This window comes from Enterobacter cloacae (assembly GCF_013375935.1).
Lineage (GTDB): Bacteria > Pseudomonadota > Gammaproteobacteria > Enterobacterales > Enterobacteriaceae > Enterobacter > Enterobacter pasteurii.
Map to the genome: position 1 here is coordinate 3,625,414 of NZ_CP056117.1, position 11,726 is coordinate 3,637,139.

At 57.8% G+C, this 11,726-nt stretch carries 11 protein-coding genes; 3 read left to right on the forward strand and 8 right to left on the reverse strand.

Annotation, left to right across the window (positions count from 1 at the left end; translation table 11 throughout):
* The 3 genes from HWQ14_RS16945 to HWQ14_RS16955 are packed head-to-tail and all read right to left on the reverse strand — an operon-like array spanning position 1 to position 2,407.
* Complete coding sequence (locus HWQ14_RS16945; RefSeq protein ID WP_176610398.1) at positions 1 to 1,260, reverse strand: NAD(P)/FAD-dependent oxidoreductase; 1,260 nt, start codon at positions 1,258 to 1,260, stop codon at positions 1 to 3.
* On the reverse strand, positions 1,257 to 1,976 hold the full coding sequence (locus tag HWQ14_RS16950) for an SDR family NAD(P)-dependent oxidoreductase (RefSeq protein ID WP_176610399.1): 720 nt from the start codon (positions 1,974 to 1,976) through the stop codon (positions 1,257 to 1,259). The genes HWQ14_RS16945 and HWQ14_RS16950 overlap by 4 nt, the downstream gene beginning before the upstream one ends.
* Positions 1,973 to 2,407 (reverse strand): nuclear transport factor 2 family protein, encoded by a 435-nt coding sequence (locus tag HWQ14_RS16955; protein WP_176610400.1) that lies wholly within the window; start codon positions 2,405 to 2,407, stop codon positions 1,973 to 1,975. The genes HWQ14_RS16950 and HWQ14_RS16955 overlap by 4 nt, the downstream gene beginning before the upstream one ends.
* Before the next feature lie 259 nt (positions 2,408 to 2,666).
* On the opposite strand from HWQ14_RS16955, the gene HWQ14_RS16960 reads away from it, so the two are divergent.
* Positions 2,667 to 2,864: a hypothetical protein gene (locus HWQ14_RS16960; protein ID WP_176610401.1), complete on the forward strand. Its 198-nt coding sequence runs from the start codon at positions 2,667 to 2,669 to the stop codon at positions 2,862 to 2,864.
* 1 nt (position 2,865) lies between these two features.
* On the forward strand, positions 2,866 to 3,618 hold the full coding sequence (locus HWQ14_RS16965; protein WP_148419449.1) for a hypothetical protein: 753 nt from the start codon (positions 2,866 to 2,868) through the stop codon (positions 3,616 to 3,618).
* A gap of 58 nt (positions 3,619 to 3,676) precedes the next feature.
* Here HWQ14_RS16965 and HWQ14_RS16970 read toward each other — a convergent pair whose 3' ends face one another.
* Positions 3,677 to 5,653 (reverse strand): alkyl/aryl-sulfatase, encoded by a 1,977-nt coding sequence (locus HWQ14_RS16970; RefSeq protein WP_148419448.1) that lies wholly within the window; start codon positions 5,651 to 5,653, stop codon positions 3,677 to 3,679.
* Positions 5,654 to 5,856: 203 nt separating this feature from the next.
* Here HWQ14_RS16970 and HWQ14_RS16975 point away from each other — a divergent pair, with 203 nt between their 5' ends.
* Entirely contained in the window at positions 5,857 to 6,492 is a 636-nt protein-coding gene (locus tag HWQ14_RS16975; RefSeq protein ID WP_176610402.1) for a helix-turn-helix domain-containing protein, read from the forward strand.
* 44 nt (positions 6,493 to 6,536) lie between these two features.
* On the opposite strand, the gene HWQ14_RS16980 is transcribed toward HWQ14_RS16975, so the two are convergent.
* The 4 genes from HWQ14_RS16980 to paaK all read right to left on the reverse strand — a co-directional run bounded on the left by HWQ14_RS16980 (position 6,537) and on the right by paaK (position 11,717).
* Positions 6,537 to 8,534 carry a BCCT family transporter gene (locus HWQ14_RS16980; RefSeq protein WP_176610403.1) on the reverse strand — a complete coding sequence of 666 codons (1,998 nt, stop codon included), beginning with the start codon at positions 8,532 to 8,534 and terminating at the stop codon, positions 6,537 to 6,539.
* Between the two features lie 182 nt (positions 8,535 to 8,716).
* On the reverse strand, positions 8,717 to 9,322 hold the full coding sequence (paaY, locus tag HWQ14_RS16985) for a phenylacetic acid degradation protein PaaY (protein WP_176610404.1): 606 nt from the start codon (positions 9,320 to 9,322) through the stop codon (positions 8,717 to 8,719).
* A 9-nt stretch (positions 9,323 to 9,331) separates the two neighbouring features.
* Complete coding sequence (gene paaX, locus HWQ14_RS16990; RefSeq protein WP_176610405.1) at positions 9,332 to 10,267, reverse strand: phenylacetic acid degradation operon negative regulatory protein PaaX; 936 nt, start codon at positions 10,265 to 10,267, stop codon at positions 9,332 to 9,334.
* Positions 10,268 to 10,400: 133 nt separating this feature from the next.
* Complete coding sequence (gene paaK, locus HWQ14_RS16995) at positions 10,401 to 11,717, reverse strand: phenylacetate--CoA ligase PaaK (protein ID WP_176610406.1); 1,317 nt, start codon at positions 11,715 to 11,717, stop codon at positions 10,401 to 10,403.
* Between the last annotated feature and the right edge of the window lie 9 nt (positions 11,718 to 11,726).

Below are 11,726 nucleotides of genomic sequence, written 5' to 3' on the forward strand. Positions count from 1 at the left end.
TCACCCGCCCTCCCCGGCCGCGATGGCGTTCACCACGTCCAGCGCGCTGCGCACGCCGTCTTCGTGGAAGCCGTTGTACCAGTAGGCGCCGCAGAACCAGCTCCGCTGGCGGCCGTTTATCTCGCCGCGCCGGGCCTGGGCATGCCAGCTTTTCGGGTTAAACAGCGGATGTTCGTAGACGAAGCGGCGCAGCACAAAGCGCTCTTCCACCGGCGTTTCCGGGTTAAGGGTGACGCAAAACAGCGGGCTACCGGCGGGCAGCCCCTGCAAAATATTCATGTTGTAGGTGACGCAGGCGCTGGCCCGATCCTGTTCGCTCAGGCGATAGTTCCAGCTGGCCCACGCGCGCTCGCGCACCGGCAGCCAGCGCGGATCGCTGTGAAGCACTACCTCGTTGCGCTGCCAGCCGATATCCCCCAGCACCTCGCGTTCAGCCTGGGTTGGGCTGGCAAGCATCGCCAGCGCCTGGGCGGAGTGGCAGGCAAAAATCACCTGGTCAAAGGCGCATGTTTCCCCCTCCAGCTCAACGTCGACGCCCCGATCGTGGCGAACAACCCGCTGGACCGGGGCGTTGAGGCGCAGCGTCAGGCGGTTGCCGAGCCTGTCCATCATCGCGCGGATATACTCTCTGGATCCGCCCGGCACCACGTACCACTGCGGACGATGGGTAATGTCCAGCAGACCGTGGTTTTCGAAAAAGCGCAAAAAGAGCGGCAGCGGGAAGCGCTTCATCTCCTGTAATGACGAGGACCAGATAGCCGCCCCCATCGGCAGAATGTAGTGGCGCGCGAAAAACGGCGTAAAGCGGTGCTGGCTCAGGAACGTCTCCAGGGTGGCGGACGCATCCACGTCGGCCTGGAGCGCCCGTTTCGCCAGCCGGTTGAAGCGCACAATCTCCTTCAGCAGCATCCAGAAGCCGGGGTTCACCAGGTTACGGCGCTGGGCGAACAGCGACGTCAGGGTGTGGCCGTTATACTCCAGCCCGCTCTGCGGATTGTGCACCGAAAAGCTCATCTGCGTTTTTTGCCCGCTGATGCCCAGCTCGCTGAGCAGGCCCATAAAGCGCGGATAGGTGCGGTCGTTGTAGACAATAAATCCGGTGTCGATGGCGTACGTGCCCTGCGGGGTGTCGACGTCCACCGTCGCGGTATGGCCGCCCGGGGTGGCCTGCGCTTCAAACAGCGTGACCTGATGATGCCCGGCGAGGCGCCAGGCGCAGGTGAGGCCGGCGATGCCGCTGCCGATAATCGCAATCTTCATGATCTCACCATCCTGCGCAGCAGCGCGCGCTGAACAACGTCAGGCAGCCCGGCGAGCAGCCGCAGCGCCAGGCTAAACCCGGCGGGAAACGCGATACTCTCTTTTCCCTTCGCCAGTCCGCGGCGGATGGCGGCGACGGCCTCCTCCACGCTTACCCGACCCGGCATCGGAAAATCGTTTTTACGGGTCAGCGGCGTGTCAACGAAACCGGGTGAAACGACCGTGACGGCAATCCCTTTTGGCTCCCAGTCGAGACGCAGCGTGTCGGCAAACCAGGTTAGCGCCGCCTTGGAAGCGCCATAGGCTTCGGCTCGCGGGAAGTGCAGCCAGTGCGCCATCGAACTGACCAGCACCACGCGGTTTCCGGCCACCAGCTGCGGCTGCAGCGCCGCGAGGCAGTTTACCGGCCCCATGAAATTGGTGGTCATCACCCGCTCCACCAGCTCCGCGTCCACCACGCCACGATCGAGATATTCGCAGGTGCCGGCGCACAGAATCACCACGTCGGCGGCACAGTCCGCCAGCGCCTGGCGACAGGCGTCCCTGTCCGTCATATCGAACTGGCGCACCGTGACGTTGGGACTGTGCTGGTGCAGGGAGGCCAGACGTTGCGCATCGCGCCCGCAGGCAATCACCCGGTAGCCGTCGCTGGCGAAGGAGGCGGCCAGCCCCGCCCCAATGCCCGAGCTTGCGCCGGTAATCAGAACCGTTTTCACGATCTCACCCTCCGCTTAACGCCGCGCACGGCCCAGCCAAGCACCGGAAGATGCTCATAGATCATCTCTCCGGCATCGTAGTAATCCCGCTGGCGAATAATGCGATCGTCCAGCATGTCCACCACGGAGCAGCCCGGCAGCTGCAGCACGGCTCCCCGGGCGATACGCGGGTGTGACCAGTGCATAACCCAGGTCACAACAAAGCGATCCCCCTGCTGCAGCGGCGCATCGACGGTAAAGCGGCACTGCTGGACGTTAGCCAGCAAATGAGTGAAGTAACGCTGAAGCGCGAACAGCCCGCTGTGTTCGCCAAAGGGATCGATAAGGGTGGCATCGGAACGATAAATTTCTGCCAGCGCGGAAGGTGGCTGGGTGTCCAGCGCGGCGTAGTAATCAACAAACCGACTGATGACGGACGGTAACGTGCTCATGGGTCACATCCTGGCTGTAAACAACGTAGCGATATCGCATAAATTAAACTTACACAATTAACGTTATTTGTCCAAGTTTGTGCAGATATATTTTTTATATCTGTTTTATTTCATAAACTTAAAGAGACACTCCGCATTGCTCTTTTGACTCAAAAGTGGACTGACGCCGCCGCGCCGTTATTTTTTTAGGGATAACCTTAAGGCAAATGTTGCTTTTATCTTCCAGACTTATCCTTTTAATTCATAAGGATGTCACGCGATGAAAAATTTACTGATGGCGCTCTTTTCCAGCCCGGAATCTTTATTGCAGGTCATGAGTCACCAGGAAATTATCGAAGCCGTCGAGGATGGCGACCGCATCATTATCGATCAGGATGGAAACGCCTCGGTTAACCACAAAAGCAACGAGGTACGGCAGGACTTTCTGCGCCATGTCAACGCGCTAAAGAGGGCCTGAAATGGGAACGGCAATATTTATGGTTCTGATGGTGTGCGGCTACTGGTACACCAGCCGCGATCTCTCTACACGGTTCAAAATTAAGCGTTCATTCGGATGGGATGTCTATTTTCTGGTTGCGCTGTATGGCTGCATTTTCGTCCTGCAGGGGGTGATCGCCACCGGCCTGCTCTGGCTGCTGCTGTTCGCCCTCTCCGCCGCCGACAACACGTTCCATTTTACGTCCGCTAAATACGCCGACTGGCAAATTGACTTCATGAACTGGAGCTTTTTAGGTATACAGGCGCCGGTGGTGGTGATGCTTACCTTTGCGATCCTGTTTTGCCTCTACCGCTCGAACTGGGCAGGCAGCGCGCGGCTGGACGGCGAAGGCCGGAAAAAGCTCTACAAGCGGCTCGCGCAGTCGAGCGGGATTGAACAGCTGCTCTACCAGTGCATGGAAGAAGGTGAACTGGCGCACGTCACGCTGAAATCGCGGCGAATTTATATTGGCATGATCCACACCGCAACCCTGGAATATGAAAAAACGGCCAACATCGTGCTTATTCCCATGCTGAGCGGCTATCGTGACGGGAAAAATATGCAGCTGTGCATTGAGCACAACTACAGCAGGTGGTACGCCGAGCATGACGTTACGCTGGATTCAGACCCAAAAAGCGCAATGGATTTTCGGAAGGTGATCATGCTGGATCAGATTGAGAGTATTTCGTTATTCGATCCGGCGAGCGCCAGCGCGCTGGCGATGCGTGAATAAAAAAAATGGCGCCTTATTGCAGATAAGGCGCCATCGTCAGGACGGGAGAAATGCCGGGTTATGGCGTCACAATATTGAACCAGAAGTCAAACTTGTCCATGTAGCTCAGCATCTCTTCTAGCTTCGCGCCGTTCCCGCTCACCTTCACCTCACCGCTGTCCATCGCCTGCTTCAGCGACGCTTCTTTCAGGATGATCTTGTTCAGCGTGGCGCGATCGAGCGTGATGGTGGCATCGGCATCCTTCGCCTGGGCATTGGCGGTATGGTTCAGCACGCCGTTTTCCAGCTCCAGCTTGTATTTGCCGCCATCTTTGCCGAGATCGACATTAAAGACCGCTTTCGCGTTACCGGCCCGCACGCCGTTGATGTGCACGCCCAGATAGTCGAAGAACATCTCCGGCGTCATCGCGCGCACGGTATCCGGGCTGGCGGTGTTTGGCGTTGGCAGCTTTTTAACGCCGTTACGCAGCTCCTGCGCGCCGGTCAGATAGAAGTTACGCCAGGTGCCCGCTTCGGCCTGGTAGCCCAGCTGCTCCAGCGCGTCGGCTTCGAGGTTGCGCGCGGCCTGGTTGTTTGGGTCGGCGAATACCACTTTGCTGACCACCTGCGCCACCCAGCGGTAATTGCCCTGCTGATAATCAGCTTTGGCCTTCTGCATGATGGCATCAGCGCCGCCCATGTACTGCACGAACTTCTTCGCAGCCTGTTCAGGCGGCAGCTCGTCGAGGGTAGCCGGGTTGCCGTCGAACCAGCCGAGATAAAACACGTAGGTGGCCTTAACGTCGTGGCTGACGGAGCCGTAATAGCCCCGGCTGGCCCACTGTTTCTCCAGCGATTCCGGCAGCTTAAATTCGGCGGCAATCTCATCGCGGGTCAGGCCCTTATTGGCCATACGCAGGGTCTGGTCGTTGATGTAGCGGTACATATCGCGCTGGCCTTTCATCAGCCTGACGATATTCTCGTTGCCCCAGGTCGGCCAGTGGTGCTGGGCAATAATCACTTCCGCGTCCGCGCCCCAGCGCTCAATGGCGGCGTTAATGTACTTAGACCAGGCCAGCGGATCGCGGATTTTCGCCCCGCGCAGGGAGTAGGTATTGTGCAGGGTGTGGGTCACATCCTCTGCCGCTTCGATCATTTTCTTCTCTTTGACGTACCACAGCATCTCCGACGGCGCCTCAGAGCCCGGGGCCATCATAAAGTCATAGGTCAGGCCGTCGATCGTTTCCTGCTGCCCGGTATGGGTAATATAGTTGGTTGGTGGGATCAGGGTTACCGTACCTGCGGAGGTGGTCGTCCCAAGCCCCGCACCAACCTGACCCTTCGCGTCCGGCTTAAGCAGGTTGCCGTACATGTAGCTCGCGCGGCGGCTCATCGCGTTCCCGGCCATGATGTTCTCGGAAACGGCTTCTTTCATAAAGCCATCCGGCGCGTAAATCTTCACCTTACCGGACTTCACGTCGGCTTCGTCAACCACGCCGCGCAGGCCGCCGTAATGGTCAACGTGGCTGTGGGTGATCACCACCGCCACTACCGGCTTTTTGCCACGGTTAGCGTAGTAGAGATCGAGCGCTTCCTTCGCCGGCTCGGCGCTTAGCAGCGGGTCAATAACGGTGATCCCCTTCTCGCCTTCGATGATGGTCATGTTGGAGAGATCGAGGTTGCGGATCTGATACACGCCGTCGGTCACCTTAAACAGGCCGCCGATGTTAATCAGCTGCGACTGACGCCACAGGCTCGGGTTTACCGTGTCCGGAGCTTTTTCACCCTCCTTCACGAAATCATATTTCGCGGGATCCCAGATAACGTTTCCTTTCTCCCCTTTGATCATGTTCTGCGGTAACGGGGCGATAAATCCTTTATGCGCGTTTTCAAAGTCAGTCTTATCGGCAAACGGCAGCTTGTTATACAGGGCGTTATTCGCCTCGCGGGTGACGGGCGTGGCATTCTGCGGCTGCGCTTCAGCCCAGGCAGAAAGCGAAAGCGATGTGAATACACCGGCCAGCGCCAGCTGCTTCGCGATTATCGTTAATTTCATTAAATGGCCTCATAGATTATTAGCACCGCCTGCGATATTTACTGCTGGCGGATAATTTTAATGCGAACTCATTGCAGACCATTCTAATCAGAATACTTTCCCATGATAGTCCCATATGGGACTGGTATAAGGTTATCTCGTCATCCGGTCGCTACTGCTGCTATACTCGCTACGAAGACAGACGTTGCGGAACGAGGCCTGGCGTGAATTTTCAGGATATACATACCTATTATCAGCAGCTCAATATTGGGGGCTTTTTTCCCCAAATCCTTTCTACAGGAGAAGCGTTAACCGTTGGCGCAAATAAAAAGCTAACCGTCGAACCCGGCTATATTTATTTCTGTACCGAAGGTTCACTGACGATATTAATGCCGGAAGATGGTTTGAATATTGGCAATACTATTGAATATATGCCGATAGGGCTTATGGAACGGTATTGCCCGTTAGCGAAGTTTGAATATCGCAGCAGCGCGAAGGTTAAGCTGGTAAAAATTCCCTGTGCCGATTTCGATCGGCTATTTTTGCACGGCGGGCCAAAGCGCGTGCAGGAGCTGGCCACCATTCTGACCTTCATGTCGATTTTTACTATCGATCTGCATAACGAACGCAGGCAGGTCACCAGCTACCAGACCATCAAACCGATGCTGTATCGCTATCTCTACCGGCAGAATACCCACACGGGCGAGAATGAGGGCCTGGCGCTGTTTATCATCAAGCGCACTAACCTGTCGAGAACCCACGTGTTTCGCGTGCTGGCGGATCTCAAAGCCGGGGGCTATATCACCATGAAGCGCGGAAAGCTGGTGTCGATCGACAGGCCGCTGCCGGAAGACTATTAGCGTACCCTGAAGCAGATGCCTCAGGGCATGCTCATGCTGGCCGATTATCGCACCAGGTGCAGGAAGTGCAGATGTTTTTCGTACTGGTCCAGGATATCGTTAATTAACTGCTCCTGGTTCCAGCCCATGACATCGTAATTTTGCCCGCCTTCCTTGAGGTAGATTTCTGCCCGGTAGTACCGGTGCTGCTCCGCCTGGTTTTCATCGTTGTCCATCGCCGCCAGCGCGAAGGTTGGGGAGTTATAGCCGCGCAGCCTGACTTCATAAATAAAGTTCAGCTCGTTGCCTAAATCCACCTCAAGACGAATACGCTCGTCAGACGCGTCGCTGATATGGCTTTGCGTTCCCTGCTTATTCAGCTCCTCCTGAACCAGCACCATGGCCGGCCTGATCACCTCTTCCATAAAGCGCTTCACCAGAGAGCGCTTAGGCAGGTAGGCGATGTTGCGCAGACGTCGCTGCCACGGAATGGGGTTGCGGGCCGCCGTCGGCGCGATAGTGGCCATGCTCAGGCTCTCGCGCTTGGTCAAATCGCGTCGGAGCGCCTTCAGCAGGCCATAGATCGACACCAGCAGGATCATCGAGAACGGTAGCGCGCTGGCGATGGTCACGGTTTGCAGTGCGCTCAGTCCACCCGCGAGCAGCAGCGCGATTGCCACAACGCCCATCAGCGCGGCCCAGAAAATGCGCTGCCAGACGGGGGTATTGGCCTCGCCGCCGGACGCGAGGGTATCCACCACCATCGCCCCGGAGTCAGCGGAGGTCACAAAGAAGACGATGACCATCGCCATGGCGATAAATGACAGCACCGACGAGAACGGGAAATGCTCAAGGAAATTAAACAGCGCCAGCGCCACGTCCTGCTGGACGGTATTTGCCAGATCGGACGCGCCCTTATTCATGATGAGGTAAATGGCGCTGTTGCCGAACACCGTCATCCACATCAGGGTAAAGCCTGCCGGGACGAACAGCACGCCGGTGACAAACTCGCGGATGGTTCTGCCGCGGGACACGCGGGCGATGAACATCCCGACAAACGGCGACCACGACAGCCACCAGCCCCAGTACAGCAGCGTCCAGCCCCCCAGCCAGTTGCTGGACTTCGGTTCATAGGCGTACAGGTTAAACGTTTTGCTCACCAGCTCGGACAGGTAGCCGCCGGTATTTTCCACAAACGATTTCAGCAGCAGCACGGTTGGCCCGAGGCACAGCACCAGCACCAGCAGCAGCACCGCCAGGCCCAGGTTTAGCTCAGATAAGATACGAATGCCTTTATCCAGGCCGGACACCACGGAAACGGTCGCCAGCCCGGTAATCAGGACGATCAGGATCACCTGCACGGTATCGTTGATGGGCACGCCAAACAGGTGGTTCAGCCCGGCATTGACCTGCAATACGCCATAGCCTAACGAGGTCGCCACGCCGAATACGGTGCCGATCACCGCGAAGATATCCACCGCATGGCCTATCGGGCCGTAAATACGGTCGCCAATAATCGGATACAGCGCCGAACGAAGCGTCAAGGGCAGGCCGTGGCGGTAGCTGAAGAACGCCAGAATCAACGCAACGATGGCGTAGATAGCCCAGGCGTGCAGCCCCCAGTGGAAGAATGTTAGCCGCATGGCCTCTTTGGCCGCAGCAACCGTTTCAGGCGTCCCCACCGGTGGAGAAAGATAGTGCATCACCGGTTCCGCCACGCCGAAGAACATCAGGCCGATCCCCATCCCCGCCGAGAACAGCATCGCGAACCAGGAGTGGTAGCTGAAGTCAGGCTGGGAGTGGTCGGGCCCGAGTTTAATATCGCCGTAGCGGGACAGGCCGAGGAACGTCACGCTCATCAAAATCAGCGCGACGGCAAGAATGTAAAACCAGCTGGCGTTGGTGAATATTTGCTGTTGCAGTATTTTAAAGTTTTTATCGGCAACGTCGGGGAAAATCGCGGCAAAGGCGACAAGAAGGAAAATTAACAAAGCAGATGTGTAAAATACCGCTTTGTTAATCTGGCTTTTGGACTGCTTTGGGATAGTGTCGTTTTCACTCATATAGTGTCTTCCATAAACGCATTGACCGCTCTGAATGAGAGGCATGATCTGCGTCAGGGTAACAAAATACCTGTGTGAATGCAGGTCAGATTCGTTCAAATATACACTATCCCGCAGCGGGATTATTTATCGCGCGTTAGCTCTTCCTCATGCCGGTGTATTATCACGTACGCGAGAAAGGGTTAATTATCCCGGCCTGACGACTTTGGCCGTAAATTCTCATCGAAAACCAGCCGCTGGCGTCCGGGCTCCTCTTCTCGCAGCGGCTCAACCTGGTGCAGGGTTCGCCTGCAGCGTTCCACCAGCACCTGATACTCCCGCGTGCCCTGCTTTTTCCACTCCATCTCCTGGGCGCACAGCTCACGGATGGCCTTCGCCGGACTGCCGATAATCAGATGATTAGCGGGCATCTCCGCCCTGGCCTTCACAAACGCCGCTGCGCCGACGATGCTGTTTTCTCCAATTGTCGCCCCGTCCATGACCACCGCATTCATCCCCACCAGCGCGTTGCGGCGGATGATACAGCCGTGAAGAATGGCGCTATGGCCGATATGCCCGTCCTCTTCCACCACGGTGTCCTGCTCCGGGAACCCGTGCATCACGCAGTTATCCTGAATGTTGGCGCCATCCTTCACCACGATACGGCCAAAATCACCGCGCAGGCTGGCGTTGGGGCCAACGTAAACGCCTTTACCGAGGATCACGTCGCCGATCAGCACCGCCGTCGGATGAACGTAGCTCTCTTCAGGCACCACCGGCGTCAGGCCATCAATTTGATAAACGGGCATAGCATCTCCTTACGTGATATTCAGACCACCAAAGCGCTGGTGATAAAGCGTGCCGGGTGCGGGCAGTTCGCCCACCGAGGTTTCCCCCTTCTCGCTGACGAACGCCAGAGCGCCCGCCGCCACGCGCTGGTAAATATTGATGCACAGCTGCCGCGCGCTTTGCCCCGCCCAGTGCGCGGGCAGTAGCTCTTCGGGCAACAGCGGATCCTTTAGCACCACGCGACGATAAAAATGAATCAGCAGCAGCTGGATCTGGAAGCAGCGCTCCGGGGTCATATCCCCCGGCGACGCTTCCTTCAGCAGCGGCAGCAGCGGACGAAACGAGTCGATAAACGTCTCGTACATCGCGTTTTGTTCGGTAAGCTGCCAGCACTCCTCCACGCGGGATCGCAATGCCGCGCGCGACAGGGCCAGCGGCGAATGGGCCTCAAAGAAGATGACGTTTTCCGCCACGCCCGCGTCGTGCAGCAGGGACTGCACGTCCGCCAGGTTCTGCGACGGCGAGGCCATCAGGCTTGGTGCCAGCGTGCCGAATCCCTGCCAGATGAGCTGTTTTTTCACGTCCGCGAGGGTGGTTTTATCCAGCCCCTCGGAGAGCAGCAGCAGCCATTTGCCGTCCCACGCCGGCAGCTCCGCGCGATAAATTTTGTTCTCCGCGCGCCGCGTCAGGCGTAACCCCTTGTCGCTGAGGCGGTAAAAGCTGCGTCGTCCAATGCGCGACACGTCCAGCCAGCCCTCTTTATTGAGGCGGAACAGCGCGGTGCGCACAAATCGTTCGCCGAACCCCATCCCCTCCAGCAGGGCCGCCAGGCTGCCGAGCCAGATCTCGCCCCCGCGATGGGAAAGCGCATCGCCGTAAAGGGAAGCGATAAGCGAGGTCCCGCTGATGGGAACGGAGCTGACCGCGTGCTGGATAAAGGCGTCAAGTTTATTCATATGATTCATTCTGTTGTGATTTTTTTCCTGGATGAATCATAGCACAGGAATCTGGGATCGACCCTCACCCTAACCCTCTCCCAAAGGGAGAGGGAACTCAATACACCCTCTCCCTGTGGGAGAGGGCTGGGGTGAGGGAAATTCAACCGTTGGCGGCCACTTTACGCAAATCAAACACCCGGCAGGCTTTACCCTCCGAGCGGGGAATGCTGCCGCAGTTCACAATCATCACATCGGTTGAGATCCCCACCATAGACTTAATACGGTGGCGCAGCTGGTGGCAGACCTGACAGCGCTGCTCGTGCGTTAACGTTAAGCTACTCTGCTTTAGCTCAACCTTCACCGAAAGTGAATCAAGATGCCCGCGACGGTTCACCTCCAGCTGATAGTGCGGCGAAAGGTGTTCAAACTTGACGATCTCTTCTTCCAGCTGTGACGGGAAGACGTTAACGCCGCGAATGATGAGCATGTCGTCGCTACGCCCGCTGATGCGGTCCATCCTGCGCATGGTGCGCGCGGTGCCCGGCAGCAGGCGCGTCAGATCGCGGGTGCGGTAGCGGATCACCGGCAGCGCCTCTTTGGTGAGTGTAGTGAACAGCAGTTCGCCCTGCTCGCCGTCGGCCAGTGGCGCGCCGTCATTCGGGTTGACGATCTCCGGGTAGAAGTGATCTTCCCAGATGGTCGGGCCGTCAGCGGTTTCGAGACACTCCATCGCTACCCCCGGGCCCATCACTTCGGAGAGACCATAGATGTCCAGCGCGGTAATGCCCAGCCGTTTTTCAATTTCACGGCGCATCGCCTGCGTCCACGGCTCGGCGCCAAACACGCCGACGCGCAGGGAGCAGGCGCTGGCGTCACCGCCCATCTGGCGCTCCAGCTCTTCGATCAGGTTCAGGCAATAGGACGGCGTAACCATGATCATGTCCGGCTGGAAATCGCGGATCAGCTGCGCCTGCTTCTCCGTCTGGCCGCCGGACATCGGGATCACCGTCGCCCCCAGACGCTCGGCACCGTAGTGCGCGCCCAGACCGCCGGTAAACAGCCCGTAACCGTAGGCCACGTGAATTTTATCCTTCGCGCTGCCCCCGGCGGCGCGCAGGGAGCGGGCGACGATATTGGCCCAGTTGTCGATGTCATTTTGGGTATAGCCCACCACGGTCGGCTTCCCGGTGGTGCCGGACGAGGCGTGGATGCGCACCACCTGCTCCATCGGCACCGCAAAGGTATCGAACGGGTAGTTGTCGCGCAGATCCTGCTTGGTGGTGCACGGGAATTTTTGCAGGTCCGCCAGCTCGTTAAAATCGTCAGGGTGAACGCCCGCCGCGTCAAACTTGCATTTGTACATCGGAACGTTGCTGTAGGCGTGGTTCAGCGTCCACTTCAGGCGCGCGGTCTGCAGGGCCTGTAATTCATCAACGGACGCGGTTTCGATCGGGTCAAGCTTTGTTGTATTTATCATCGCAGGGTA